24 protein-coding genes are annotated in these 26,399 nt (G+C 33.2%); 6 read left to right on the top strand and 18 right to left on the bottom strand.

Going from position 1 to position 26,399, the window contains the following annotated elements; genetic code table 11:
- Nucleotides 1-319: 319 nt before the first annotated feature.
- Nucleotides 320-1,204: a DUF808 domain-containing protein gene (locus tag ACFS3A_RS04665; RefSeq protein WP_379824208.1), complete on the bottom strand. Its 885-nt coding sequence runs from the start codon at nucleotides 1,202-1,204 to the stop codon at nucleotides 320-322.
- Nucleotides 1,205-1,602: 398 nt separating this feature from the next.
- Nucleotides 1,603-4,200: an ATP-dependent chaperone ClpB gene (clpB, locus tag ACFS3A_RS04660; protein ID WP_379824207.1), complete on the bottom strand. Its 2,598-nt coding sequence runs from the start codon at nucleotides 4,198-4,200 to the stop codon at nucleotides 1,603-1,605.
- Between the two features lie 205 nt (nucleotides 4,201-4,405).
- On the opposite strand from clpB, the gene ytxJ reads away from it, so the two are divergent.
- The gene (gene ytxJ / locus ACFS3A_RS04655) at nucleotides 4,406-4,795 is read left to right on the top strand and encodes a bacillithiol system redox-active protein YtxJ (RefSeq protein WP_379824206.1); all 390 of its coding nucleotides are present in this window, start codon (nucleotides 4,406-4,408) and stop codon (nucleotides 4,793-4,795) included.
- Between the two features lie 372 nt (nucleotides 4,796-5,167).
- Here ytxJ and ACFS3A_RS04650 read toward each other — a convergent pair whose 3' ends face one another.
- Both ACFS3A_RS04650 and ACFS3A_RS04645 read right to left on the bottom strand, forming a co-directional pair.
- Entirely contained in the window at nucleotides 5,168-6,334 is a 1,167-nt protein-coding gene (locus ACFS3A_RS04650) for a hypothetical protein (protein WP_379824205.1), read from the bottom strand.
- Nucleotides 6,331-7,329 (bottom strand): DUF2157 domain-containing protein, encoded by a 999-nt coding sequence (locus tag ACFS3A_RS04645; RefSeq protein ID WP_379824204.1) that lies wholly within the window; start codon nucleotides 7,327-7,329, stop codon nucleotides 6,331-6,333. Before ACFS3A_RS04645 ends, ACFS3A_RS04650 begins: the two co-directional genes overlap by 4 nt.
- A gap of 260 nt (nucleotides 7,330-7,589) precedes the next feature.
- Here ACFS3A_RS04645 and ACFS3A_RS04640 point away from each other — a divergent pair, with 260 nt between their 5' ends.
- Nucleotides 7,590-8,642 carry a pectate lyase family protein gene (locus ACFS3A_RS04640; RefSeq protein ID WP_379824202.1) on the top strand — a complete coding sequence of 351 codons (1,053 nt, stop codon included), beginning with the start codon at nucleotides 7,590-7,592 and terminating at the stop codon, nucleotides 8,640-8,642.
- Between the two features lie 69 nt (nucleotides 8,643-8,711).
- Here ACFS3A_RS04640 and argH read toward each other — a convergent pair whose 3' ends face one another.
- From argH to ACFS3A_RS04585, 11 genes are all read right to left on the bottom strand, one after another.
- Nucleotides 8,712-9,992 carry an argininosuccinate lyase gene (gene argH, locus ACFS3A_RS04635; RefSeq protein WP_379824200.1) on the bottom strand — a complete coding sequence of 427 codons (1,281 nt, stop codon included), beginning with the start codon at nucleotides 9,990-9,992 and terminating at the stop codon, nucleotides 8,712-8,714.
- A 139-nt stretch (nucleotides 9,993-10,131) separates the two neighbouring features.
- On the bottom strand, nucleotides 10,132-11,202 hold the full coding sequence (locus tag ACFS3A_RS04630) for a M20 family metallo-hydrolase (RefSeq protein WP_379824199.1): 1,071 nt from the start codon (nucleotides 11,200-11,202) through the stop codon (nucleotides 10,132-10,134).
- A 256-nt stretch (nucleotides 11,203-11,458) separates the two neighbouring features.
- Complete coding sequence (gene argB / locus ACFS3A_RS04625) at nucleotides 11,459-12,232, bottom strand: acetylglutamate kinase (RefSeq protein WP_379824198.1); 774 nt, start codon at nucleotides 12,230-12,232, stop codon at nucleotides 11,459-11,461.
- Between the two features lie 96 nt (nucleotides 12,233-12,328).
- Complete coding sequence (locus ACFS3A_RS04620) at nucleotides 12,329-13,282, bottom strand: N-acetylornithine carbamoyltransferase (protein WP_379824197.1); 954 nt, start codon at nucleotides 13,280-13,282, stop codon at nucleotides 12,329-12,331.
- An 87-nt stretch (nucleotides 13,283-13,369) separates the two neighbouring features.
- Nucleotides 13,370-14,131 (bottom strand): glutamate 5-kinase, encoded by a 762-nt coding sequence (proB, locus tag ACFS3A_RS04615; protein ID WP_379824195.1) that lies wholly within the window; start codon nucleotides 14,129-14,131, stop codon nucleotides 13,370-13,372.
- Between the two features lie 106 nt (nucleotides 14,132-14,237).
- Nucleotides 14,238-15,431 (bottom strand): glutamate-5-semialdehyde dehydrogenase, encoded by a 1,194-nt coding sequence (locus tag ACFS3A_RS04610; protein WP_379824193.1) that lies wholly within the window; start codon nucleotides 15,429-15,431, stop codon nucleotides 14,238-14,240.
- 360 nt (nucleotides 15,432-15,791) lie between these two features.
- Complete coding sequence (locus ACFS3A_RS04605) at nucleotides 15,792-16,220, bottom strand: hypothetical protein (protein WP_379824192.1); 429 nt, start codon at nucleotides 16,218-16,220, stop codon at nucleotides 15,792-15,794.
- Nucleotides 16,220-17,359, bottom strand: a complete 1,140-nt coding sequence (locus ACFS3A_RS04600) for an aspartate aminotransferase family protein (protein ID WP_379824190.1) — start codon at nucleotides 17,357-17,359, stop codon at nucleotides 16,220-16,222. Before ACFS3A_RS04600 ends, ACFS3A_RS04605 begins: the two co-directional genes overlap by 1 nt.
- A 159-nt stretch (nucleotides 17,360-17,518) precedes the next feature.
- Nucleotides 17,519-18,496, bottom strand: coding sequence for an N-acetyl-gamma-glutamyl-phosphate reductase (gene argC / locus ACFS3A_RS04595; RefSeq protein ID WP_379824188.1), 978 nt, complete (start codon nucleotides 18,494-18,496; stop codon nucleotides 17,519-17,521).
- Nucleotides 18,489-19,682, bottom strand: coding sequence for an argininosuccinate synthase (locus ACFS3A_RS04590; protein WP_073409232.1), 1,194 nt, complete (start codon nucleotides 19,680-19,682; stop codon nucleotides 18,489-18,491). Before ACFS3A_RS04590 ends, argC begins: the two co-directional genes overlap by 8 nt.
- A gap of 55 nt (nucleotides 19,683-19,737) precedes the next feature.
- Nucleotides 19,738-20,385, bottom strand: a complete 648-nt coding sequence (locus ACFS3A_RS04585; protein ID WP_379824186.1) for a GNAT family N-acetyltransferase — start codon at nucleotides 20,383-20,385, stop codon at nucleotides 19,738-19,740.
- Nucleotides 20,386-20,587: 202 nt separating this feature from the next.
- On the opposite strand from ACFS3A_RS04585, the gene ACFS3A_RS04580 reads away from it, so the two are divergent.
- Nucleotides 20,588-20,755, top strand: coding sequence for a hypothetical protein (locus ACFS3A_RS04580; protein WP_167398317.1), 168 nt, complete (start codon nucleotides 20,588-20,590; stop codon nucleotides 20,753-20,755).
- Nucleotides 20,756-20,855: 100 nt separating this feature from the next.
- Here the strand turns inward: ACFS3A_RS04580 and ACFS3A_RS04575 are convergent, their stop codons facing one another.
- Nucleotides 20,856-23,126: a M1 family metallopeptidase gene (locus tag ACFS3A_RS04575; protein WP_379824184.1), complete on the bottom strand. Its 2,271-nt coding sequence runs from the start codon at nucleotides 23,124-23,126 to the stop codon at nucleotides 20,856-20,858.
- Nucleotides 23,127-23,311: 185 nt separating this feature from the next.
- On the opposite strand from ACFS3A_RS04575, the gene ACFS3A_RS04570 reads away from it, so the two are divergent.
- The 3 genes from ACFS3A_RS04570 (at nucleotide 23,312) to ACFS3A_RS04560 (ending at nucleotide 25,400) form a co-directional block, all read left to right on the top strand.
- Nucleotides 23,312-24,163, top strand: a complete 852-nt coding sequence (locus ACFS3A_RS04570) for an aldose 1-epimerase family protein (protein ID WP_379824182.1) — start codon at nucleotides 23,312-23,314, stop codon at nucleotides 24,161-24,163.
- Between the two features lie 13 nt (nucleotides 24,164-24,176).
- Nucleotides 24,177-24,725 (top strand): GNAT family N-acetyltransferase, encoded by a 549-nt coding sequence (locus ACFS3A_RS04565; RefSeq protein WP_379824181.1) that lies wholly within the window; start codon nucleotides 24,177-24,179, stop codon nucleotides 24,723-24,725.
- 120 nt (nucleotides 24,726-24,845) lie between these two features.
- A complete protein-coding gene (locus ACFS3A_RS04560) occupies nucleotides 24,846-25,400 on the top strand; it encodes a DUF3575 domain-containing protein (RefSeq protein ID WP_379824179.1) in 555 nt (184 codons plus the stop codon).
- Between the two features lie 2 nt (nucleotides 25,401-25,402).
- On the opposite strand, the gene ACFS3A_RS04555 is transcribed toward ACFS3A_RS04560, so the two are convergent.
- Nucleotides 25,403-25,627 (bottom strand): VF530 family protein, encoded by a 225-nt coding sequence (locus tag ACFS3A_RS04555; protein ID WP_379824177.1) that lies wholly within the window; start codon nucleotides 25,625-25,627, stop codon nucleotides 25,403-25,405.
- Between the two features lie 107 nt (nucleotides 25,628-25,734).
- Nucleotides 25,735-26,373: a hypothetical protein gene (locus tag ACFS3A_RS04550; protein WP_379824175.1), complete on the bottom strand. Its 639-nt coding sequence runs from the start codon at nucleotides 26,371-26,373 to the stop codon at nucleotides 25,735-25,737.
- Between the last annotated feature and the right edge of the window lie 26 nt (nucleotides 26,374-26,399).

Here is a 26,399-nt window from a genome sequence, read left to right as displayed (position 1 = left end):
TTACAATGGTTGCTTAGAAAAAATGTTAAAAAGTTTCAAATAAAGATTAAACAATTATAAATCAACACCTTATTTGATAAAAAAATATTTAAAAAATACCGTTATTTCTTATGAAAATAAAAAAGTTGTAGCTTAGCCCCGATAGGAACGGTATCTCCCGATTTAGAAAAACAAGGCTTTTTCAGCCGTAGTTTTTGTTAATCGGGAATTTAGTGGATAGCGGGACAAAAGGTTCTTTTGAAAACGATTTGATCTGCTCCTAAAAACAAAAAAACACCAGCGTTAACTGATGTTTCTTGAAATATATTTTGATGTTTTATTAAGCTGCTTTCTTTTTAAAAATCTTTTTGAAGAGATTTACAAAAAGTAAAACAATAAATCCGAGAACTAAACCGATTGTAAATTCTTTGATAATAGCTGGGATCTTAATTTCTTCTGATAAATGATGGAAATAAGGAATATAGTGCACAAAGATTCCTCCAGCGACTAAAAGTAATGCAATTGTACCAATTACTGTCAAACCTTTTATTACTAACGGAAGAGCTTTTACTAATAAATTTCCAATAAATCTTGAAATGCTTTTTTCGCTTTTACTATGTTTTATAAGCTTAAAACCTGCTTCATCCATCCTAACGATAAGTGCCACAATTCCGTAAACTCCGATTGTTGCCACTAACGCGATTATCGAAGTTACAATTATCTTCTGTATTAGTGGTTCTTCCATTACAGTACCTAATGCGATAATTACGATTTCAACCGAAAGAATGAAATCGGTTACAATGGCTGATTTTACTTTGTCTTTTTCGATTAATAAAATTTGTTCTTCAGTCAAAACCTCATCGGTGATTCCTTCAGATTCTTCATGATTGTGAGGAAAAATAAATTCGTAAATCTTTTCGGCTCCTTCATAAGCTAAAAAAAGTCCTCCTAAAACTAAAATTATTATAATAGCTATCGGAAAAAATGCACTTAATAAAAATGCAATTGGAAGAATAATAATTTTATTCAACAAAGAACCTTTACTAATTGCCCATAAAACCGGCAACTCTCTTGAAGATGCAAATCCAGAAGCTTTTTCTGCATTTACAGCTAAGTCATCACCAAGAATTCCAGCTGTTTTCTTTGCAGCAACTTTACTCATTACTGCAACATCATCCATAATTGCAGCTATATCGTCTAATAAGGCGAAAAAACCTGAACCCATTTTTTTAAATTTATTTTTAGTGATGCGAATCTAGACAATTTGCCTTAATCTGCCCAATAATCAGGCATCAAAATTTGCGCTTTTTATTCGTATTTTTCTGTATTACATTTTTTAGCTGCATTGTCCTAACAGAACCCACAGAATAATAAAAACAATGATAGTTCCGAAACATCCGCCTCCTAACTTTTTAGCACCGTATCCTGCCAGTAATCCTCTGAAAATATTGTTCATGATTTTGATTTTTTAATTAATAATTTGCTGATTTTTATATAAGCTTAAAATTGATTATTTCTTCAAAATTTGTTGTTATAAGAATTGAGTAAAAAGTTTCAGAATTCACGGATAAAAAAAAGCACCAGTTACAAACTGATGCTTTTCATAAGATTAACATGAAAAAATTATTTAGCTGTCTGGTTTCTAAAGACCAATTGACCATCGAAAGCATCAAGTAATATGATACTATCTGTTGTGATATTTCCTGCCAGAATTTCTTTTGACAATTGGTTTAAAACTTCTCTCTGAACCACACGTTTCACCGGTCTTGCACCAAAATGAGGATCGTAACCTTTGTCTGCCAGATAAGCAATTGCTTCCGGAGTTGCATCCATCGTAATGCCTTGTAAAGCCAGCATTTTAGTAACACTTTTTAACTGTAGACTTACAATTCTTGAAATATTCTCTACTGTAAGCGGTGTAAACATTACAATTTCGTCAATACGGTTAATAAATTCAGGACGAACAGTTTGTTTTAATAATCCTAAAACTTCGTTTTTAGCTGCTTCTGTTGCTGCTTCTACTCCACCTTTTAGGTTTTCAAATTTTTCCTGAATAATAGTACTTCCCATATTTGAGGTCATAATAATAATCGTATTTCTGAAATCTGCCAAACGTCCTTTGTTGTCAGTCAAACGTCCTTCATCCAGAACCTGTAACAAAATATTGAACGTATCCGGATGCGCTTTTTCGATCTCATCTAACAATACAACAGAATATGGTTTTCTACGAACGGCTTCGGTCAATTGACCACCTTCATCATATCCTACATATCCCGGAGGTGCACCAACTAAACGGCTCACACTGTGGCGTTCCTGATACTCACTCATATCTATACGCGTCATCGCATTTTCATCATCAAAAAGATATTCTGCTAAGGCTTTTGCCAACTCTGTTTTACCAACTCCGGTTGTTCCTAAGAACAAGAACGATCCAACAGGTTTTTTCATATCCTGCAAACCGGCGCGGCTTCTACGAACTGCATCACTCACCGCTTCTATCGCTTCTTCCTGACCTACTACACGTTTGTGCAATTCGTCTTCCAGATGCAATAATTTTTCTCTCTCTGTTTGAAGCATTTTGGTTACCGGAATTCCTGTCCATTTTGCTACAACTTCTGCAATATCTTCTCTGGTTACTTCTTCTTTGATCAAAGAATTTCCAGATTGGAATTCTAACAATTGTTTTTGCAAAGATTCCTGACGTTCCTGGGCTTCTTTTATTTTTCCGTAACGAATTTCAGCTACTTTTCCGTAATCACCGTCGCGTTCTGCGCGTTCTGCTTCGTATTTAAAGTCTTCTATTTCGTGTTTTACCGCCTGAATTCCGTCAACGATATCTTTTTCCTGTTTCCATTTTGCATAGATTTCGTTGCGTTCTTCTTTTAGGTTGGCCAATTCCATTCCTAAAATTTTCAGCTTGCTTTCTTCTTTTTCGCGTTTGATGGCTTCGATTTCGATTTCCAACTGCATGATTTTACGATCCAAAACATCTAATTCCTCAGGCTTTGAATTGATTTCCATACGCAGTTTAGAAGCTGCTTCATCCATTAAGTCAATCGCTTTATCTGGCAAGAAACGATTGGTAATATAACGCTGAGAAAGTTCTACGGCTGCAATAATTGCTTCGTCTTTAATTTGAACTTTATGATGCGTTTCGTATTTCTCTTTGATTCCACGTAAAATCGAAATTGCACTTTCTGTATCTGGCTCATCGATTAATACTTTTTGGAAACGTCTTTCAAGCGCTTTGTCTTTTTCGAAGTATTTTTGATATTCATCCAAAGTTGTTGCTCCAATTGCTCTTAACTCTCCACGAGCCAAAGCTGGTTTCAGGATATTAGCCGCATCCATCGCGCCTTCTCCTCCACCTGCTCCTACAAGCGTATGAATCTCGTCAATAAACAAAACGATATCTCCATCTGCAGCTGTAACTTCTTTTACAACCGATTTCAAACGTTCTTCAAATTCTCCTTTGTATTTCGCTCCTGCAATCAAAGCTCCCATATCTAAAGAGAAAACGATTTTATCTTTTAAGTTTTCCGGAACGTCTCCGTCTACAATTCTATGCGCTAAACCTTCTGCAATTGCCGTTTTACCAACTCCTGGTTCACCAATTAACATTGGATTATTTTTTGTTCTACGAGTCAGAATCTGCAATACACGACGGATTTCTTCATCACGCCCGATAACTGGATCTAACTTTCCTGTTCTTGCTAATTCGTTTAAGTTTTTAGCGTATTTATTTAAAGAATTATACGTCTCTTCTGCTGAAGCTGATGTAACTCTTTCTCCTTTACGCAATTCCTCGATTGCTGCTTTCAAACCTTTTCCAGTAACTCCCTGATCTTTTAAAATTTGAGAAACTTTACTTTTTGAATCAAAAATAGCAAGGATTAAATGCTCGATCGAAACGTATTCATCGTTCATTTTTTGTGCAATAATTTCAGCTTCATTCAAAGCTTTATTTGCGTCTCTGGAAAGCATTACATCTCCTCCGGAAACTTTTGGAAAACTCTGAATTGTACTGTCTAAAATTTGTAAAAACAAAGGCACATTTACATTTAATTTTTTCAAAATAAACGGCGCCACGTTTTCATCCACTTCAAAAATAGCTTTGAAAATGTGTTCATTTTCAATTTGCTGCTGGCCATTTCGTTGCGCTAATTGCTGGGACAACTGAATGGCTTCCTGCGATTTAATAGTAAATTTATTTATGTTCATATTTTTATGATTTGATTGATTTTATTTGTTTAATATTCTATAAGATTAAAGTTACGATTTATTGAAGTACATTTTTAACTCAAATAATCTAACTTTGTATTCGAATAGACAAATTATATTCCACATCAAAAAAACAGACAAAACGGCATTAAAAAATTGATTTTTATCATTTTTAAATGTCAAAAAGTCACAAAACAAGTCAAATATGAGTTTTTTTAATTCAATCTTCGGAAGTTCAGAGAACTCAGAAGCTCCAAAAAGTAAAGTAAACTGGACAGAATTAACCGATATTCTTCAATTAATGGAAATTGAAGCTATCTCAAAAGAAAAACCAGTCGTTATTTTTAAACATAGTACAAGATGCAGCATTAGTCGAATGGCTTTAAAACAATTTGAAAGAGAATTTGATCTCGAAGATGTTGTTGACGCCTATTTCCTTGATTTGATTGCACACCGCGATATTTCAAATGAAATCGCAAGTAGATTTGATGTTTATCATGAATCTCCTCAATTGATTTTAATCAAAAATGGAAAAGCAGTTTATGATGTTTCGCATAGTGATATTGATGCTACAGCATTAAAAAGCAAAGTATAGTTTTCTTCTGCCAAAGATTTAAAGAAAGTGGTTTGCTACTTTTACAAAGAGTTGCTAAATTGAGAAAAAATCTTACAAATAATCCACATAAAAAACATAGCCTGCGGTTTCAACCGCAGGGATATATTATATTAATACAATGCGTTTCCCGTGGTTGAAACCACGGGCTATATCGAATATTTTTGAGAAAATTTTGCACTAATTATTTAAAGTTTCCAAAAAAGTTATACCTAATTAAATGGATTAAAAAGATTTCAAATCTTTATCTACACGCTTTTAATAAAAATAATTAAGCAAAAATTAATTCGTGAAAATTCGTGTAATTCGTGGCTGAAAAAATCATTTTAATCCTTTAATCTGTGGCAAAATAATTTAAAAACTTTCTCCAGATCCGCCGCCACTAAAACCCCCTCCTCCAAATTCCATTGGAGAATCTTGTGGTTTTACTTCCGGTTTCATTCCAAAAGTTGAAGCTACAACTAAAGCTTCTGCATTTAAAATAGCATCCGAATGGTTGATTCTATCTGGTTTAAATGTCAAACCACTTTCTTTTTCTTTTAATTTTTTGATTGAGAAATATGCTATCGCAAATAATATAAGTCCGCCCAAAGTTAAAGCCACTTCTACCGGTAGAACTGCATAGTAAAATCGAATGGTATAAATTGAGAATCCAATTGCTAAAAAGCTTATCCACAGCATAATTCTATCTTTGGTTCTTAATGCCTGAACCAAGTAAACAACCGGAACGATAAAAGTAAAAGCATAAAAGAAAAAAGAAAACGGAATATCTGTTCCTGGTTTTACTTCAGTACCTAAAAGTTCTTCTGAAAGCTCTCTCACAACCATATAATTACAAGAAAGGTAAAACAAAACCAGGCAAAAGCTGTTGGCTAATAAAAATCCGTTATAATAGTAACTCTTGTTTAGTTTATCAATTAATTTCTTTGTCACAAAATAGAAAACTGCTGCAAATATCATGGCTACAAATGGCAAAATTGCTCTTCCAATATCACCAAATTCAAACATCTGAAAAAATAAAAAAGCAGTAATAGCTAAACAAAAAACAAGCATTGAAAGTAAGTGAAGGTATCTGATAAACATAAAAACAGATGCTACAGCCATAAATAAAGCTATTACAGATTCATATCCATCTGTAGTAATTCCAATAGCAAATCCAATATTTAAAACAGCCCCCAGAATAAAAGCATCATCTAATCCGTGATTATGATAATTTTGTTTTGCTAATAGTTCTGAACCTACAAAACCAGCAGCGGCAAAAATATAACAGCAAATTTGAAAATAAGCATTTTCCGCATTCATTCCAACAATAGAAATTGCACCGCAAATTGAACTGTACAGCATACTGCCCAACAAAAAGAATCCGATTCTAACCAGAATATTTTCCTGACTTTTAAAAACCGGTAGTTCCTTTTTTACAAATTTCTTTTGTTCTTTACTTATAAAACCTCCTTTATATAAAGTATCAGCCTCATCAACTAAAATTTGATTATCCAGTATTTTTTTATCGTACACTATCATTCTGCAATTTCTTTATGAAAGTTTTTAATTAATTTAACAAACATTACAATTGAGCCTACAAAATAAGCGGGTAAGAGAAAAACAAACAATTCCCAAATATCAGAGAAATCAACATTTTCAAAAAGTCTAACCAAAATTATATTTGCTCCGATATAACCATAGACAATCATAAAAACATATAATGACATGGCTTTATATTCGTAACTGACTTTATAGAAATAAAAAGTTGAGCCAGCTAAAACCAAAGTAAAAATCAACCAGATTAAACTATTGTAATTTAATAAATTGCTAATAGCTGCAATACTAATAATATGCAAAGCAAAAGTCAAAAAGATTAAACTAAAATGAGTTTTTAGCGAAATACGATTACTGTAAATCGTCCATAAAATCAATAAAACTCCAAGCATAACTGCTGAATAGCTCAAACTTTCACTAGCATAAAAATCATTGTTTTTGAATAAGTCCTGAGGTGTAACAGACAATCCGACATAAGCTGCTAAACCAGTAACAGCAATAGTCAAAACACTTCTGTTATCGAAATAATAAGCACAAAAGAAACTTACTATTGTTGGAACTAAAGTTGCGAGTCCGTAATGTTCTCCAAAAGGTTTATACTGAAATTGAAGATATCCAATAAAAATACAGGTTAAAATATTAGCCAGTAAAACTAAGTATTCTAAAACAGGATGCTCGAATACCGTTTCTGTTTTCTGAAAACCTTTCGAATTTTTAAAACAATAGAAAAGACATACTACAATTACAATTAAAAGAAGCGATAGAATAGCAATATGTCCGATTGAATCTATATTCTCATAGATTAAAATTCCTATTCCAGATGTAAATAATAATACTGATAAATAAAGAAAAAGTTTTAATTCTGCGTTTACCGAAAAGATATTTAAACTTCGGTATACTTTTATTTCTTCAAATTGATTTTCTGTAATTAAACCTTTTTCAAAAAGATTTAAAGTCGATTGTTCATTAAATTTTTTCATTTGATTAATTTAAACTAACATTCAAATATAATGTATTTAGTATGAATTTTCTTTTTTAATTGTTCGGATTCAGTTATTACACTTTTTTATTTCTCTTATTCTTGAGTAAAAATCGTTTTAATAGTGTAAAAACAACACTTACAACTCTTGTAATCAAAACTTTAAAACATAAAAAACTGCTAAATTAATTTGAAATTAATCTGAAACTTCTACATTTGTGCAATCGATTACATTAACTATTAAGCCACACAAAACCACAAATGAAAACAAAGCTTATTTTATTGGCACTACTTGTTCCATGTTCTTTTCTTTTTGCTCAAAATTATTTTATGAGCTCTGCCGAAGGATTTGGAGCTTCTGCTACCGGCGGAGGTAATTCTATTCCTGTAACAGTTTCTACTCTTACAGATTTAACAGCAAAGCTTAAACTTAAAACTCCACAGGTAATTTTAGTTTCCGGAACTATAAACTGCACCTACACTAGTCTGGCTATTAATGACAAAACAATAATTGGACTTCCGGGTTCTCGATTGGTTAATCTGGATCAGACTGCAGCTAATTCAGGAATTTTAAATCTAAAACCCGGCTCAAATAACATCATCATTCGAAATTTGATTTTTGAAGGACCAGGTTCTTATGATGTTGACGGGCATGATAATTTAACTTCTGAAGCGACAAATATTTGGGTAGATCATTGTGAGTTTCAGGACGGAATGGATGGTAATTTTGACAATAAAGGAGCTGCAGATAATGTTACTATTTCCTGGTGCAAATTTACTTATTTAAAAACACCTAAAGCCGGAGGAACCGGAGGAGCTGACGATCACAGGTTTTCAAATTTAGTTGGATCTTCTAAAACCGATGCACCTGCAGATGGCCATTACAGCATCACATTTAAAAATTGTTATTGGGCTCAAGGATGCAAACAAAGAATGCCACGTGTTAGAAATGCTGAGATCCATATCCTTAACTGTCTTTATAATACATCTGAATCTGGTTCTTTAGCAATTGGTTTAGGAGGAGGAATAAAAAATTCAACTTGTTATGTTGAAAGTACAGATTTTACTAAAGTCGATAAGGTTTTTAAAGAATACACAAGTACTGATGGCGGCGAAGTTGGAATTGTATTTGATCATTGCCACAAAGGGCCAACGGATTTTGGTACTAAAGTAACTAAACCATCTTATAGTTATACTACAATTCCCTTAGGAAAAGTGGAGGAATTTGTTGCTAATAAATCCTGCGGTGCGGGAGCAACATTACAGGTAAGTAGTACTGGTTCAGTTTCTACCAACTGCAGCAATAAAAGCTAATTAAAAATTAGCACATAAAAAAAAACCGATTTGTTTAAGACAAATCGGTTTTTTTATTTTAGAAAAAGCTTAAAAAGATGCTTTCATTTTATCTTTTATGGCATCCAGGCAAAGATTATTAATACTTCCTTCGTGTGTATGCTTTGTTTCTTTTGGAGATTTATACGTTCCTGCTTCCAATTGTTCAGCAACAGCTTTGTAAGCATCTCTAAACGGCATTCCTTCTACAACCATTTCGTTTAATGTATCTACTGTAAACAGGTAATCGTATTTTTTATCTTCTAAAATATGATCTTTAACTGTAATATCTTTTATTGAAAATACTGCAATATCCAAACAAGATTTTAAAGTTTGAATCGCTGGGAATAAACCTTCTTTTAAAAGCTGTAAATCTCTGTGATAACCACTTGGAAGATTATTGGTGATTAAAGTGATTTCGTATGGAAGTGCCTGAATCTTATTGCATTTTCCTCTGATTAATTCGAAAACATCCGGGTTTTTCTTATGAGGCATAATGCTCGAACCTGTTGTAAGATGTGCTGGAAGACCAATAAAATCAAAGTTTTGGCTCATATACAAGCATACGTCCATCGCAAATTTTGATAATGTTCCTGCAACGCTTGTCATGGCAAAAGCAACAGTTTTCTCAGCTTTTCCACGGCTCATTTGCGCTGCAACGGCGTTGTATTTTAAAGTTTCGAAACCTAATTCTTTTGTGGTAAATGTTCTGTTGATTGGAAACGAACTTCCGTAACCTGCAGCAGAACCTAACGGATTCTGATCTACAATTTTAGACGCTGCGTTCAACATTGTAATATCATCAATCAAACTTTCAGCATAAGCAGAAAACCACATTCCGAATGACGATGGCATTGCGATTTGTAAATGCGTATAACCTGGCAATAATACATTTTGATGTTTTTCTGCCGATTCCATCAACAAGTCAAACAAAGTTTTTACTTGTTCTTTTATCGCTTTTAATTCGTCTTTTAAATACAAATGAACATCAACTAAAACCTGATCGTTACGAGAACGTGCGGTGTGGATTTTCTTTCCTGCATCGCCTAATTTTACGGTTAGAAGATATTCGATTTTAGAATGTACATCTTCGAAACTGTCTTCGATTTCGAAATTACCCACTACGATATCTGCGATAATTTCGTTTAATGCATCTACTAAAGAAGTTGTTTCTTCCTGAGTCAATAAACCAATTTGTCCAAGCATTTTGGCGTGCGCGATTGAACCTAAAGCATCGTATTTTGCTAAAACTAAATCCAGTTCACGATCGTTTCCAACGGTGAATTGTTCGATTTGTTTATCTGTTGGTATTCCTTTTTCCCAAAGTTTCATAGGTCATGTTTTTTTTCGCCACGAATTCACGAATTATTTTTGATAATCTTTGCGATTATTTTTTTCGAATTAATTCGAATTAATATTTTGTTTAGATAGTAAAAAAACAATTCGTGAATTCGTGGCGGTTTTTCTTTTCTTATAATTTAAAGAAATCGGTTAGTATTTTGATGTACAAATCAACTCCTTCTTCAATTTCATTTATAAAAATAAATTCGTCTGCTGAATGTGAACGCAAGGTTTCTCCAGGTCCTAATTTCAAAGACTGACAGCTTAAAACGGATTGATCTGAAAGTGTTGGAGAACCATAAGTTGTTCTTCCTAATGCAATTCCCGCCTGAACCAAACCGTGTGCAACTGGAATAGAAGATGCGTTTAAATGCATGGATCTTGGCGTTACTTCGGCGTTTACATTTGCTTTTACAACTTCCAAAATTTCAGCATTTGTATAGCGGTCTGTTACACGAATATCAACAACCAAATCGCATTCTGACGGCACAACATTGTGCTGTTTTCCTGCATTTATCTGCGTTACAGTCATTTTCACAGGTCCCAAAACATCTGATATTTTGTCGAATTTATAGTTTTTAAACCATTCCATTACCGGAATTGATTTGTATAATGCATTATCATCATTTTGATGTGCGGCGTGGCTTGCGGTTCCTTTTACTTTTACGTCCAAAACTAATAAACCTTTTTCTGCAACTGCTAATTGCATTAAAGTTGGTTCTCCAACAATAGCACAATCTAATTCTGGTAAGCTTTTTAAAACGCTGTTTAATCCATTTTTCCCACTACTTTCTTCTTCTGCTGAAGCTACGATTACTATATTGTGAGAAAGGTTTTGATTTTCGTAGAAATGTACAAAGGTTGCCAGTAATGAAACTAAACATCCTCCAGCATCGTTACTTCCTAAACCAAATAGTTTTCCATCTTTTTCAATTGCTTTAAACGGATCATTGGTGTACGCCTGATTCGGTCTTACAGTATCGTGATGTGAGTTTAGTAAAAGTGTTGGTTTATTTTCGTCGAAATATTTGTTGAAAGCCCACACATTGTTGTTTTCTCTCTTGAATGGAATTTCATTCTGATTGAACCAATTTTCGATTAAAAGAGCCGTTTGATCTTCTTCACTTGAAAATGAAGGGGTTTCGATTAGGCTTTTTAATAAGCTAATTGCTTCCTTGGTAAGCGTATCTATACTTTTCATAGGTTTGATTTCTTGGCCACGAAGGCTCAAAGTCACAAAGTTTAATTTAAATCTGTGACATTTTTAATTTGCGCAAATTTCCAAAATTAAATTTTAAAAGTACTGCGCAACTCTGTTTTTTTGCCCCTAATTACACGAATTTTTGCAAATTATTTTTTTGTTTTAGATTTAAAATCAAAATGATTTTTTTAATGTTCATCTAAAATTATTTTCTCTTTTAACAGTCAAAATTAATGTCAATTCGTGGCAACATTTTTTATAATGTAATCGTTGTATGCGGAATATCTGAATTTTGGAGCATTTTATGATGCCCAATTTTGATTTTCTGCACACCTCTTGATAAACTATTGAAGCAGTTATCCAATTTTGGAATCATTCCGGAATGAATTACTTTTTCTTCTTTTAGTTTATTGTATAATGTTTCATTAATTTGGGTTATTACAGATGATTCGTCTTCTGAATCTTGTAAAACGCCTTGTTTTTCAAAACAATAGGTTAGCGTTACATCAAAAACTTCTGATAATGCAATTGATAATTCACTTGCAATGGTATCAGCATTTGTGTTTAGTAATTGTCCGTTTTTATCGTGTGTAATTGCACAGAAGACAGGAACAACTCCAGCTTCTAACAAAGTTGCCAGTAATTTGGTGTTGACTTGTTTTACATCGCCTACAAAACCATAATCAATTGTTGGGTGATTTCTTTTTGTGGACTGAATTAAATTTCCGTCAGCTCCTGAAAAACCAATTGCGTTATTGTTTTTTGCCTGCAATTGCGCTACAATATGTTTGTTGATTTGTCCGGCGTAAATCATGACCACAACGTCAAGCATTGGTGCATCTGTAATTCGGCGTCCGTCAATCATTTGCGGAACCAAACCAATACTCTGCGCCATTTTTGTAGCCGATTTTCCACCGCCGTGAACTAAAACTTTATGGCCTTCAATTTTAGAAAAATCGGTTAAGAATTGCTCTAATTCTGCTGGATTATCGATGATGTTTCCACCTATTTTTATTACTGATACATTCATAAGATTCTAAGGTTCTGAGATTCTAAGATACTAAGTTTTTTGTGCGCAAAGTTTCTTAGCATCTTAGTAGCTTCGAATCTTAGCAACTTTAAAAAATTATATCTTCTTAAGAATCTTTTGTAAAACTAATTGTGCTGAATACGTTCTGTTATTTGCTTGTTCGATTACGATTGAATTTTCTCCGTCTAAAACTTCATCGCTTACAATTACATTACGACGAACTGGAAGACAGTGCATAAATTTTCCGTTGTTGGTCAACGCCATTTTTTCAGCAGTTACTGTCCAATTTGAATCGCTGTTGGTTACTTTTCCGTAATCGTTGAAATTACTCCAGTTTTTTACGTAAACGAAATCGGCATTTTCGAAAGCTTTGTCTTGATCGTATTCTATTTTACAGTCTTTTGTGATTTCTGGGCTTAATTCATATCCTTCTGGATGTGTGATTACAAAATCCATGTCTTTTTGCATTTGCATCATTTCTACGAATGAATTGGCAACTGCCTGTGGTAAAGCTTTTGGATGTGGCGCCCAAGAAAGCACTACTTTTTGTTTGTTTTTATGTCTAGGTTTGAATTCTTCCATTGTAATCGCATCTGCCAAAGATTGTAACGGGTGACGTATTGCACTTTCCATATTTACGATTGGCACAGTAGCATATTTCAAAAATCCTGAAATTACGGTTTCCTGATAATCTTTTTCTTTATCAACTAAACCTGCAAAAGCACGGATTGCGATAATATCACAGTATTGTGAAACGACTTCTGCAGCCTCTTTAATATGTTCTGAAGCGCCCGAATTCATCACTGCTCCGTCTTCAAATTCTAAAGTCCATCCTTCGTTGGTAAAATTCATTACCATAACGTTCATTCCTAAATTCAAAGCCGCTTTTTGAGTACTCAAACGCGTTCTTAAACTTGGATTGAAAAATAACATTCCGAGAGTTTTATTCTTTCCTAAACTCTGATTTTTAAGCGGATTCTTTTTGATTTTAATCGCTTGTTTTACCCATTTTGATAATGAGTTGATCTCTTTTATTGAAATATAGTTCATTTGTTTTCTTTTTAATTTAGATAATGTGATAATTAGAAAATTGGATAATTGTGCTTTATCTGATTAACTAATTTTCTAATGGACTCATTAGATTATTTTCGTAAACGGAATTTCGTTTTTTAATGCTTTAAGAATAAAATTATCATTTAAACCATTTACAATCCAGGTTTCAATGTTTGCCGTTTTTGCGATTCCGGCAGCTTCTATTTTAGATTGCATTCCTCCTGTTCCGTGTGATGATTTTGATTCGCCGATTTCTTTTTCGAGTGATTTTAAATCATTTACCAATTTGATTGTTTCCGGAACTTCATCGTGAATGGATTCTTTCGTATAAATTCCATTTGTATTGGTGGCAATAATCAGAATATCAACATTTAAAAGAACCGCCGTTAAAGCCGCTAATTTATCATTATCTCCAAACCGAATCTCATCTGTGGCAACGGTATCATTTTCATTGATAATCGGAATGTAATTGTTTTTAACCAATACATTAATGGTATTTACAATGTTCTTTTTGGTCTGCTCTTTTTCGAAATCAGAATAAGAAAGCAAACACTGCGAAGTATTTAATCCTAAATCCTTAAAATTTTCATTGTAAATCCGCATTAAATGAGGCTGTCCGATTGAAGCCAAAGCTTGTTTTACAAAAACATCTTTGTCTTGATTATCCAACTTTACAAATTGCTTTGCCGCCGCAATTGCTCCTGAACTCACTATGATAAATTCATACTCGTCGTTTAAAGCCGCAATCTGTATTCCGAGGTCTTCAATCTTTCCCCGCGAAATATGATTGGTTTCTTTGGTTAAAGTATTACTTCCTATTTTTAATAAAATCCGTTTTTTTGCCATGTCTTTTGTTTTTGCCACGAAGGCGCTAAGGCACTAAGTTTTTTTTTAAATCTATTAAGCTGCAATTGTTTAATTATCTAATTGACACATTATCTAATTATCTCAATTACCTAATTTGTCCTTCTCCGTAAACGTACCATTTGTTCGTTACAAGATGTTGAAGGCCGATTGGACCGCGTTGATGCAATTTATCAGTACTTATGGCTAATTCTCCGCCTAAACCAAATTGTCCGCCGTCTGTAAAACGGGTTGAGGCATTTTGGTAAACTGCTGCGGCATCGATAGATTCCATAAATTGCTGTGCAACATCATTATCTTTTGTAATAATTGCTGCTGAATGTCCTCCGCAGTATTTGTTAATCATATCAATGGCATTTTCCTGAGAATCGATTGTTCCAATTACGATTTTATAATCCAGAAATTCTTCGTACCAAATATCTTCATTTTGAAGTGTTTTCGTATTTTCAAAATTCTCTAAAGACTTATCAACGATAACTTCCACTTTTGCTTCTATTAAGGCCTCGATCAGCATAGCTGTGAAACCTTCAAAATTTGGAAGTTTCGAATCAATTAAAACTTTATCTAAAGCATTACAAGCTGAAATTTTGGCTGTTTTAGCATTTAAAATTACTTTTAAAGCCAAATCTGTATCTGCTTTTTCATGAACGTAGACAAAATTATTCCCTCGTCCACTTACGATTACGGGACAGGTTGCGTGTGCTTTTACAAATTCAATTAGCTTTTCTCCGCCTCTTGGAACTATTAAATCTAGTTTTTGAGTTGGTTTTTCTAAAAATGCCTGAGTTTCCGTTCTGTTATAATTCAGATATTCTACCCAGTCTTTTGAAACTCCGTTTTCTTCTAGAGCTTTATGCCAAATACTTACGATTTTCAAATTTGATTTTAAAGACTCTTTTCCGCCTTTCAATAAAATCTTATTTCCGGATTTAAAAGCGATTCCGCCTGCTTCGATTGTAACATCAGGACGAGATTCGTAAATAATTAAAATCGTTCCAAAAGCGGCTGTTTTATTAACCACTTTTATTCCATTATCATGCGTAAAATGAAAACGCTCAATGCCAACGGGATCTTCCTGAGAAGCTAATTGATTTAATGATAAAATCATTTCGTCGACTTTTTTATCATCTACTTTTAAGCGTTCTTCCATCGCTAAATCTGAGCCGTCGTAATCGGCAAGATCTTCCTGATTGGTTAGGATTATCTCATTGCGCTCCTGCTCGACCAGCTTTGCCATGGTCCGCAGAACGAGATTGCGTTTTTCAATTGATAATGGATTCATAATTTCTAGTTGGTTGTTTTTTGGTTGTATATTTAGAATCTAAATTGTGCCGATAAATAAAAAACAGCTAATAAAACTCCATAGTAGAGTAAAATATTTGCTACAATCCAAACTCTTCGTTTCATATTACTATCTGACGAAAAATAAATTTTAAAAATCTGTACTATCAAAACTATAACTGAAAATAAACCAATCAAAAAATACATAAAAAAAAGAACTTTATTTATCTGTTCTATGTATTTCCAAACCTTAAATTGGTTTTGTAAATTGGCAATTAAAACAGCCCAAATTATAATAAACAAATAGACTATTGACTGAAACTTAAGAAATGAATCCAAAATTAAAGAGCTTTTCTTCATTTTATTTAATTTTAAATCCAGAAGCAAATTCACTCCCTTTTATTTTATAAGTAAAGATTAAAGAATCATAACATTTACAATCTATCTCTTTCTCAATTAAAGGAGCGTATTTTTCAATTTTTTCCCTAACAAAAGAATCACTTTTGACTTCAGAAATCTCAATCTCAAAATTGTTTAAAGAGTCTAGCATTGTATTTTCACAATCTCTAAAATACCAAACACTTGCTTCATTCTTATAAGTATCAATTTCTACATTTTCATATTTATTGATCTCATTTTTCATCCTTTGCAAAACTTTTTCAAGTTTTGCAGGAGGAATATATTCAGGAGCCCTTCTCATTCCCCATAAAAATGGATTCAGAAAAAGGAACATTGGCAATAAAACGCTTATTACCAATATACCTCCAAAAATACTTCTGAATAGCTTCATTAATTCTGAAGCTCTTGTAAACTTTCTTTTAAAGCTTTTACAAACGTATCGATATCCGCTTTTTTCACAGTTAATGGTGGTAAAATTCTTAATAGATTTTTGTTGTTGGCACTTCCTGTAAAAATGTGTTTTTCGATGATTAATTTCTTTCTTAAAGCCGCAACATCAAAATCAAATTCTACTCCAAGCATTAAGCCTTTTCCTTTTACTTGTTTGATGCCTTCAACTTCTTTGATTTTCTCTAAGAAATATTCATAAACTTCGTTTACATTCTTCTGTAAATCAAGTTTTTCAATTACATCAAGAACTGCGATTCCTGCTGCACAAGATAAATGGCTTCCGCCGAAAGTAGTTCCTAGTAATCCGAAACTTGCTTCGAATTTTGGAGAAATCAAAATCGCTCCAACCGGAAAACCGTTCCCCATTCCTTTTGCAACGGAGATAATATCAGCATTGATTCCGTGATGTTGAAACGCGAAGAATTTTCCACTTCTTCCGTATCCAGATTGTACTTCATCCAAAATTAAAACAACATCGTATTTTTTACATGCTTTTTCTAAAGCTTGAAAAAAATCAGTTGTTCCTTGATCTAAACCTCCAACTCCTTGAATTCCTTCGATAATTACTGCTGTAACATCTCCTTTAGCTAACTCAGCTTCAACTAATTCAATTTGGTTGAGTGGTAAAAAAGTAACTTCCTGCTGTGCATTTAATGGCGCAACAATTTTTTTGTTATCCGTAACTGCAACAGCTGCAGAAGTTCTTCCGTGAAAAGAATTATCAAAAGCCACAACTCTTGATTTTCCGTTATGGAAAGAAGCTAATTTCAAAGCATTTTCGTTAGCCTCAGCACCAGAACTGCATAAAAATAATTCGTAATCTTCTAATCCAGAAAGTTTTCCTAATTTCTGAGCCAATTCAACCTGCAAAGGATTCTGAATTGCATTTGAATAAAAACCTAAATGGTCTAATTGATTCTTCAATTTTGCTACATAATCCGGTTGAGTATGTCCAATAGAAATCACACCATGTCCGCTGTATAAATCTAAATATTCTACTCCTTTGTCGTCAATGATTGTACAATCTACTGCTTTTACTGGAGTTATGTCGTATAATGGGTAAACGTTGAATAAGTTCATTTGTGTTTTGTTTATTTTGTTTCAGGTTTCATGTTTCAAGTTACTCACTGAACGTGAAAACTAAAATTTCAAACCTTAAAACTAGTTATGTTTCTTCGTATCCATTTCGAGTCACGCACAGAACGTGAAACCTGAAACTTTAAACTTGAAACTAAAAAATTAAAATCCGCTTGGTTTCAAATGTAAACCTGTGGTTTCTTCTAAACCGAACATTAAATTCATGTTTTGAATCGCTTGTCCTGAAGCACCTTTGGTTAAGTTATCGATAATTGATGTTATGAGAACCCGGTTTCCTTTTTTCAATAAACTGATGATACATTTATTCGTTTGCACCACTTGTTTCATGTTGATGTTGGTTGTGGTAACGGTTACAAAAGGTTCATTTTTATAGAAATCTTCGTATTTAGCAACCAATTGATCCAAACTGTCATCACATAATGTATATAAGGTTGCAAAAATTCCTCTTGGAAAATCCCCTCTATTTGGAATAAAAAGCAATTCGCTATCAAAATCTTCTTGTAATTGAACCAAACTTTCTCCGATTTCTCCCAAATGTTGATGCTCAAAAGCTTTGTAATGCGACATATTGTTGTTTCTCCAACTGAAATGAGAAGTTTCTGAAAGACTTACGCCTGCTCCTGTACTTCCGGTTGTAGCATTAATATGAACATCATTATTTAACAGATTATGTTCTGCTAAAGGCAATAATGCCAACTGAATAGCAGTTGCGAAACAACCTGGATTTGCGATATAATTTGCTTTTTTTATTTCGGCTTTATTGATTTCAGGCAATCCGTAAACAAAATCTTTTCCTTCGAAATGAGCATCTTTATTCAATCTGAAATCATTTCCTAAATCAATGATTTTAGTATGACTCGCAAACTGATTTTCTTTCAAAAATGAAATCGATTTTCCGTGACCTAAACACAAGAAAACTACATTTACATTCGGATTGATTTCAGCAGTAAAATTCATTTCGATATCTCCCATCAAATCTTGGTGCGCTATCGAAAGCGGTTTTCCAGCATTTGTAGTACTGTAAACAAAATCGATGTTTACTTTTGGGTGATACATTAAAATTCTGATGAGTTCTCCGGCTGTGTAGCCCGAACCACCAATAATTCCGACATTAATCATGATCTAATTTGTTTACAGATGAGAATATGTTTTGTGCATTTCCTAAAATCTTGATAAATCCTTTTGCATCGTCAGATGTCCAAGCATTGTTCATTTCTCCGTATTGACCGAAACCTGTGTTCATTAAATCGTTTTCAGATTCGATTCCGTCAAGTGAGAAATGATATGGTTTTAACGAAACGGTTACGGTTCCATTTACTGTTTTTTGTGTGTCTTGCAAGAAAGTTTCGATGTTTCTCATTACTGGATCTAAGAACTGACCTTCGTGGAATAACATTCCGTACCAGTTTCCTAATTGCTCTTTCCAGTATTGTTGCCATTTCCCAAGAGTATGTTTCTCTAATAAATGGTGTGCTTTGATGATAATTAATGGTGCAGCAGCTTCAAAACCAACTCTTCCTTTAATTCCGATAATCGTATCTCCAACGTGAATATCTCTACCTATTGCATAAGCACTTGCCAATTTTTCAAGAGCAACAATATTGTTTGATGGTTTATCTGTTTTTCCATTTAAACCCACTAATTCTCCTTGTTCAAAATGAAGCGTTACTTTTTCTTCTCCCTCTTTTTGTAATTGCGAAGGATAAGCTTCACTTGGCAATGGCTGACTTGAAGTCAATGTTTCTTTTCCTCCAACACTTGTTCCCCAAAGTCCTTTATTGATAGAATATTGTGCTTTTTCCCAAGAATAGTGAACTCCATTTTGAGCTAGATAATCAACTTCTTCTTGTCTTGATAATTTTAAATCTCTAATTGGAGTAATAATTTCGATTTCTGGAGCAATAGTCTGGAAAATCAAGTCGAAACGAATTTGATCATTTCCTGCACCAGTACTTCCGTGAGCGATTGCAGTTGCTCCTACTTTTTTTGCATATTTTATCGCTTCAATTGCCTGAAAAACACGTTCAGCACTTACTGATAACGGATAAGTATTGTTTTTTAATACGTTTCCGAAAATCAAGTATTTGATAGCTTTATCGTAATATTTATCTAAAATTGTTAAGTTGGCGTGTTGTGCGCTTCCTAACTCATAAGCTCTTTTTTCAATAGCTGTTAATTCTTCAGCAGAAAATCCTCCTGTATCTACAAGAACAGTGTGAACTTCGTATCCTTTTTCATTTTTTAAATATTTCAAACAATACGAGGTATCTAATCCTCCGCTATAAGCTAATACTACTTTTTTCATTTTTTATAATTTAGGCTAATACTTTCGTATGTAGCAGTTTGAGATTTCTTTTTGGTTAAATTTTGAATAAAAAAACAAACGACAATAATTTGTTTAAGAATAAAGCCTGTTTAATTTTTTTAAGTCTGCTTAAAACAGCCTCATTAAAAGGATGTCTCGGCGGTGTTTTTTGTTTTTCTTTAGGGTCGTACAACATTCCGGTACAAAGACACATTTTGTTTTGTTTACTTTGTAAAATTTCAAAGTTTGTACAAGTTTTACAGCCAGCCCAAAAGCTTGGATCGGTTGTCAATTCTGAGAATGGAACTGGTTTATAACCTAGTTCAGAGTTAATTTTCATAACCGCCAAACCGGTTGTAATTCCAAATATTTTAGCATCTGGATATCTCTTCAAAGAATAATCAAAAACTTTCGATTTTATCTTTTTTGCCAATCCTAAACTTCTATAGTCAGGATGTACAATTAATCCCGAATGAGCCACGAATTTTCCGTGTTCCCAGCTTTCGATATAACAAAAACCTGCAAATTTCCCGTCAGCCAAAGCAATCATCGCATCACCATTCGACATTTTTTTCTGAATATACTCAGGAGTTCTTTTAGCAATCCCCGTACCTCTTAACAAGGCAGATGATTCTATCGTATCGCAAATTTCTTGTGCGAATTTGAAGTGTTCTTCCTGGGTAACAACAATAGAGATCTTCATTTCAATAATTGAAGTTTAGTGTTAAAAATAAAAGCATATTGTTTCGTTTGAAATCCAGAATTGAATCCAATAAAATTAAGCAAAATAGAAGTAACACTCTCAAAATCAAAAACTTGATCAAGAAAATTTACAAAATAATAAATACTTTTAGGATATGTTTGTCCAATGGACAAATTATGTGATTTCAAAATGAAAAATGGATATGAATAAATATACGGCTATAAAACTCAGTGAACACTATAGAGCTAGTGTCCGTACTTCGGGAGAAGTAATCGGTGAGTTTGTCCGTGACAAAGAAGTTATATGTAAACTTATTTTATTCATCGGTGCAAAAGTACATCTTTTTTTTATTTACAAAACAAAAAATTAAAATTCTAACATTTTTTTTGTGTTTTGTTAATCTCCATAAAAAAGAAACCCCGATAATTATGATTAATTATCGGGGTTTAAACAATTTATATTTTAAAATATTACTTCTTCGTAAAAGGAATTACCTGATTATTTCCTAAAAGAATCATATCAAAACCTGTTTTTGCTTCGTTGAATTTAAATTTCAATCCTGCTCTTTGTGATTCAAATGTATCTTTTTCACCCGCAACAGGAGACAAAGAGAATTTAGGATAATTTGGAAGTTCTGCACTCAAAACACTATTTTTCTCTGTCATTTCAATAGTTAAAGGAGATTTTGAAGTAACATAATTACCTAAGTATGCATCTAAAATAATATCTTTTTCTAATTTACCTTTTGCTTTTGTCCAAACATTATTAGATTCATTATTATCTGGAAAAACGTGGTCTGGGTCTAAAGTAATACTTTCAATTTCTTCAGTAGAATCATGTTTAAAAGACCAGCTATTGTTGCGCTGCCAGATTTCTACAGGAAGATTAACTCTTGTAACTTTTCCGCTTTTTGTTTTAACATCTAAAACAATTGGCATTGGCATTTTATCAAAATTCTCTACAGTTATTACAGCTCCTTTTGCAGGATCATTTTTCACATACATAACCGAATTGATTCCCTGATCAAATCTCCAGTTGTTTACGTACCAGCTTCTCCAGAACCAGCTTAAATCTTCACCGGCAACATTTTCTATAGTTCTAAAGAAATCATCCGGTTGTGGGTGTTTGTAAGCCCAACGATCAATATAAGTTCTGAAAGCATTGTCAAAACGCTCTTTTCCTAAAATTTGCTCTCTTAAAATTATCAATCCCGCACTTGGCTTAAAATAGCACAACATTCCAATATTACCCTCTTTCATATTATCCGGAGAACTCATAATTGTTTCTAAGTCAGGACGAGTAAAAGATTCTGCTTCTTGATGTAAGTCAGCAGCTGGTTCTTTGTATTCACCATTGTTAAATGCGGCTGTACTTAGTGAATTAATAAAAGTATTAAAACCTTCATCCATCCATCCGAACAATCTTTCATTTGAACCTACAATCATTGGAAACCAAATGTGACCAAACTCGTGATCTGTAACACCCCATAAATCTGCTCCTTTAGATTTCCATCCGCAGAACACAATTCCCGGATATTCCATTCCACCTTCATTTCCTGCAACGTTTGTAGCCGCTGGATAAGGATATTCAAACCATTGTTTTGAATAATGTTCGATAGATGCTTTTACATATTCTGTAGAACGTCCGTAACCGTCTCTTCCCGCGCTTTCAACTGGATAAGCAGATAATGCTAAAGATTTTTTGCCGCTTGGAAGATTAATTTTTGCTCCGTCTAAGATGAAAGCTGATGATGATGCCCAGGAAAAATCACGAGCATTTTTGATTTTATAATGCCATGTTTTCTCTGTTCCTGCGTTTGCATTTGCTGTAGCAGCTACCTCTTCAGCAGAACGAATTGTTACCGTTTGATCGCTATTAGATGCCTCTTTATATTTTTTCAACTGATCTGCAGAAAACACTTCCTGACCGTTAATCAATTCTCCTGATGCCACAACATACTGATTTCCAGGAACAGTTAATTTTACATCAAAATCTCCATATTCTAAGTAAAACTCAGAAGCACCTAAATAAGGAGCTGTGTTCCATCCTCGTACATCATCATACACACACATACGTGGATACCATTGTGCAATAGTAAAGATTTTTCCGTTTTTAGTTTCTAAAACCCCCATTCTGTCAGATCCTTCGAAAGGAGCTATGAAAGAGAACTCTATTTTAACTTTTACAGTTCCTCCTTTTGCAGCCAATTCTTCCGGAAGGAAAATTTGCATTCTGGTATCTGTAACAACGTATTTTGCTTCAACTTCTGTTTTCTTTTTTCCAACAGAAATCACTTTTACTGATTTAATTTTGTTCCCTCCATCAAAAACCTGCCCCTGAGCTCCATTACGGCTTCCTGTTAATGGCACAACGGCATTTCCTCTGGAATCTTCTTTAAATAAATTCTGATCTAAATTCAGCCACAAAAAACCTAATTTATCCGGACTATTATTAGTATATGTAATTTCATCTGTCCCTACAATCTCATTTGTAGTTCCGTTTAATTTTGCCGTAATTTGGTAATCAGCCCTGTTCTGCCAGTACTCTACTCCAGGCTGACCGCTAGCTGTTCGCGTTGATGTTCCGTTTTTGGTATAAAAATGCGGACCAAAGGCATCATGATAATTGTAATTATTTACCGGATTTACTGCTGTCGCTGAAGGAGTTTGCTGCGCCCAGACCGCTGAAATCCCAAAAAATAAAGCCGCGGTTAAAATGGCTTTTGCACATTGCTTTTTCATATTTTTTAGCTGTTTATGTAGCAAATTAATGAAAAAAAAAGCTATTGACAGAGAAATTTCCAAACATATATTCAATTTTAGCAAAATTTTATCAATAAAATAATTCATCTCATTTTATAAAAAACTAAATTTTATAAAATATATTTACATCTCTTAAAAAAAACAATCATTTTACACTCTATATTTTGACTACAACAATCTCAAATTCAAAACTAAATGCTTCTATTAAACATGCAGGAGCTGAGTTATTTTCCATAAAAGACAATGAAAACAAAGAATTTATCTGGGAAGGAAATCCGGATTTTTGGGGTAAACACTCTCCTGTTCTTTTTCCTATTGTTGGGACATTAAAAAATAACACTTATACTATTAAGGAAAAAGAATATCAATTACCACGACATGGTTTTGCCCGTGATATGGAATTTGAGTTAATTGAAAAGACTGAAAATAAAGCCGTTTTCTCTTTAAAATCTTCGGAAGAAACCTTAAAAAAATATCCTTTCAAATTTGAATTACAGCTTATTTATACGCTTAACGAAAATTCATTGGATTTAGAATACAAGGTAATAAATAACGGAAACGAAAAAATGCCTTTTTCAATAGGTGCACATCCTGCAATTGCATTGCCGGATAATTTTGAAGATTATGCACTTCAATTTGAAAAAAAAGAAGAGCTAAAATACTATCTGCTAGAAAATGATTTGATTTCTTCTAAAACTAAAATATTAGAAACAAATAATAATGTAATTCCTTTAAATTATGAGCTATTCAAAAACGATGCTTTGATTTTTAAAACATTAAATTCAAAATCATTAACTATTCTAAAAAACGCAAAACCATACGTAAAAGTCGATTATAAGGATTTTCTAAGTTTAGGAATCTGGACAAAAGAAAATGCGCCCTTTATTTGTATTGAACCTTGGCTAGGTTATTCTGACACTGATCAAAATACAGGAGATTTATACAAAAAAGAAGGGATTTTAATTTTGGGCGAAAACAAAAATTTCACTGCAAAATTTAGCATTACTATACTATAACGCAATTACTAAGATGTTAGAATTTAACTTTTCTCCTTTTCCTGTTATTGAAACAGAACGTTTGGTATTGAATAGAATTACAAAGGAAGATGTAAACGAAATTTTCGAATTACGTTCTAATCCCGACATAATGAAATATATTCCAAGACCATTGGCAAAAAATACGGATGATGCATTGGAACATATTAGGATAATTAATGAAGCAATAGACACAAATAAAGGAATTAATTGGGCAATAAGACTTAAAAATTCCCCTAAATTATTTGGTTTCATAGGATTTTACAGATTACAGCCGGAAAATTATCGAGCTGAAATTGGCTATATGATTTTGCCACAATTTCATGGAAAAGGATTTGTTCCAGAAGCAGTAAAAAGACTTGCTAAATATGGTTTTGAAGAAATAAAACTTCACTCTATTGAAGCTGTAATTGATCCTGAAAACTACGCCTCTGAAAAGGTTTTACAAAAATGTGGTTTTATAAAAGAAGCACATTTAAAAGAATCCGAATTTTACGAAGGAAAATTTCTGGACAAAGTAATATACTCTCTTTTAAACAATTAGCTTCATTCCTAAATTCTGACAAAAAATAATCTTGTTAAAAGTAGGTTAATCAACAATAGCAACGCTTAACTTACGTTATATTTGTGCCGAAAAAATCATTTCCAGCGATTAAAAAACACCATGAAAAAAATACTTGCCATTACTGTTCTTCTTTTATCAGTCCAATTACAAAGCCAGACTTTTATAAAATTTAATGGTGCCACTGCTTTACTTGCCGTACCCAATATTGGTATCGAAACCAGTATTGGAGAAAAAACAACTTTCAGTGCAGATATAATGGCTTCTTTCTGGGAATCTTTCAACGGACATAATCCGATGAAATTTATTACTGTAACTCCAGAAGTTCGCTACCATTTTAAAGAAAAGTATAATGGTTTTTATGTTGGAGGCCACATTGGCGCCGATAAATACGAAATTCAAAAATGGAATTACTGGGGTAGCAATCATTATGAAGATGGTTTTGGCTACAGACTTGGAGCAACAGTAGGTTACAATTTAAAACTAAACGATAAATTCGTACTTGACTTTTTTGTTGGAGGTGGATGGCATCAGGGATTTTACCACGGTTATTACAATGATGGAACTCCGGGAAGATATGAAAAAACGGTCAACTGGAATAAAAGTGGCGAATGGCTTCCTTATCGCGGAGGAGTTATGATTTCTTATAAACTATAAATTCAACCTAACTTAGGAGCGGTTTTTATATAAAGCTCTTCTACTTTTTTACGAGCCCAATCTGTTTTTCTTAAAAAGGTAAGACTTGACTTTATCGTTGGATTTGACATAAAACATTTTATCGGAATTAATTCTCCTAAGGTATCAAAACCATAATAATCTACTAAAGTTTCTACAATTTTTTGAAGTGTAATTCCGTGTAAAGGATCTTTGGACTGATTTTGCATTTTGGACTTTTTAAATGATATCAAAAAGACCGTACTTAAAAAAGTACGGTCTTTCTTTTTTGTAAAATTACTAAATTGAATTTTACGATAATCAAATAAAGAATAAATTAGAATAAGAATTTAAATCCAACAGAAATTGGAGAAGTTAAATTAGGGTTACTTCCTCCTAAAGCTGTATTGTAAAACGGATCTACATTTGCAGCGTGAGCCAGTCCGAAATTAGTAACTGTAGTTTTTTCTCCCGTTTTTGGGTCAAGCGTAGTTGATGTAAAGTTGGCTAAGTCATAAGAAAACTCAACAGAGAAATTTTTAGTCACAAAGTAATCGAATCCTCCTGACATAGACACACCGATTTGATTTACTTTTAGTTCACTTTCTTTTTCTTTCCCGGAAATAATCGGTACTGCTAATTGACCAAAGAAATAAAGAGAACCAGCAACATTCCAATACTTTCTAACTAAAGGCTGCGCAACAATTAAATCTGTTTTTGCTGCTGTTCCTGCATCAGAATCTGCTTTTACATTAATATACCCCACAGCTGCACCTACCGCAACAGAAGGTGTTACAAACGTACCAACAATTGGCAATACAGATAAAGTGGTATTTTTAGCATCTGCCGTTTTTGTTTGTTGATAACCAAATTGAGATGTTACAAACCAAGTTCCTTTTAGTCCTTGAGCTGAATCTTGGGCTTTAGCGGTTAAACCCATAATCACAACACCGACTAGCGTTACAATTTTTTTCATTATTAAATTTGTTTTTGAAATTATGA

The sequence above is a fragment of the Flavobacterium notoginsengisoli genome (assembly GCF_042686225.1).
GTDB lineage: Bacteria > Bacteroidota > Bacteroidia > Flavobacteriales > Flavobacteriaceae > Flavobacterium > Flavobacterium notoginsengisoli.
Note: the sequence above shows the minus strand (reverse complement) of the source record. Positions and strands in the feature narration are given on the sequence as shown.

Bases quoted from the DNA above. Each gene is read 5' to 3' on its own strand.
- ACFS3A_RS04665 (WP_379824208.1), bottom strand. From the start codon at position 1,204: ATGGGTTCAGGTTTTTTCGCCTTATTAGACGATATAGCTGCAATTATG.
- clpB (WP_379824207.1), bottom strand. From the start codon at position 4,200: ATGAACATAAATAAATTTACTATTAAATCGCAGGAAGCCATTCAGTTG.
- ytxJ (WP_379824206.1), top strand. From the start codon at position 4,406: ATGAGTTTTTTTAATTCAATCTTCGGAAGTTCAGAGAACTCAGAAGCT.
- ACFS3A_RS04650 (WP_379824205.1), bottom strand. From the start codon at position 6,334: ATGATAGTGTACGATAAAAAAATACTGGATAATCAAATTTTAGTTGAT.
- ACFS3A_RS04645 (WP_379824204.1), bottom strand. From the start codon at position 7,329: ATGAAAAAATTTAATGAACAATCGACTTTAAATCTTTTTGAAAAAGGT.
- ACFS3A_RS04640 (WP_379824202.1), top strand. From the start codon at position 7,590: ATGAAAACAAAGCTTATTTTATTGGCACTACTTGTTCCATGTTCTTTT.
- argH (WP_379824200.1), bottom strand. From the start codon at position 9,992: ATGAAACTTTGGGAAAAAGGAATACCAACAGATAAACAAATCGAACAA.
- ACFS3A_RS04630 (WP_379824199.1), bottom strand. From the start codon at position 11,202: ATGAAAAGTATAGATACGCTTACCAAGGAAGCAATTAGCTTATTAAAA.
- argB (WP_379824198.1), bottom strand. From the start codon at position 12,232: ATGAATGTATCAGTAATAAAAATAGGTGGAAACATCATCGATAATCCA.
- ACFS3A_RS04620 (WP_379824197.1), bottom strand. From the start codon at position 13,282: ATGAACTATATTTCAATAAAAGAGATCAACTCATTATCAAAATGGGTA.
- proB (WP_379824195.1), bottom strand. From the start codon at position 14,131: ATGGCAAAAAAACGGATTTTATTAAAAATAGGAAGTAATACTTTAACC.
- ACFS3A_RS04610 (WP_379824193.1), bottom strand. From the start codon at position 15,431: ATGAATCCATTATCAATTGAAAAACGCAATCTCGTTCTGCGGACCATG.
- ACFS3A_RS04605 (WP_379824192.1), bottom strand. From the start codon at position 16,220: ATGAAGCTATTCAGAAGTATTTTTGGAGGTATATTGGTAATAAGCGTT.
- ACFS3A_RS04600 (WP_379824190.1), bottom strand. From the start codon at position 17,359: ATGAACTTATTCAACGTTTACCCATTATACGACATAACTCCAGTAAAA.
- argC (WP_379824188.1), bottom strand. From the start codon at position 18,496: ATGATTAATGTCGGAATTATTGGTGGTTCGGGCTACACAGCCGGAGAA.
- ACFS3A_RS04590 (WP_073409232.1), bottom strand. From the start codon at position 19,682: ATGAAAAAAGTAGTATTAGCTTATAGCGGAGGATTAGATACCTCGTAT.
- ACFS3A_RS04585 (WP_379824186.1), bottom strand. From the start codon at position 20,385: ATGAAGATCTCTATTGTTGTTACCCAGGAAGAACACTTCAAATTCGCA.
- ACFS3A_RS04580 (WP_167398317.1), top strand. From the start codon at position 20,588: ATGAATAAATATACGGCTATAAAACTCAGTGAACACTATAGAGCTAGT.
- ACFS3A_RS04575 (WP_379824184.1), bottom strand. From the start codon at position 23,126: ATGAAAAAGCAATGTGCAAAAGCCATTTTAACCGCGGCTTTATTTTTT.
- ACFS3A_RS04565 (WP_379824181.1), top strand. From the start codon at position 24,177: ATGTTAGAATTTAACTTTTCTCCTTTTCCTGTTATTGAAACAGAACGT.
- ACFS3A_RS04560 (WP_379824179.1), top strand. From the start codon at position 24,846: ATGAAAAAAATACTTGCCATTACTGTTCTTCTTTTATCAGTCCAATTA.
- ACFS3A_RS04555 (WP_379824177.1), bottom strand. From the start codon at position 25,627: ATGCAAAATCAGTCCAAAGATCCTTTACACGGAATTACACTTCAAAAA.
- ACFS3A_RS04550 (WP_379824175.1), bottom strand. From the start codon at position 26,373: ATGAAAAAAATTGTAACGCTAGTCGGTGTTGTGATTATGGGTTTAACC.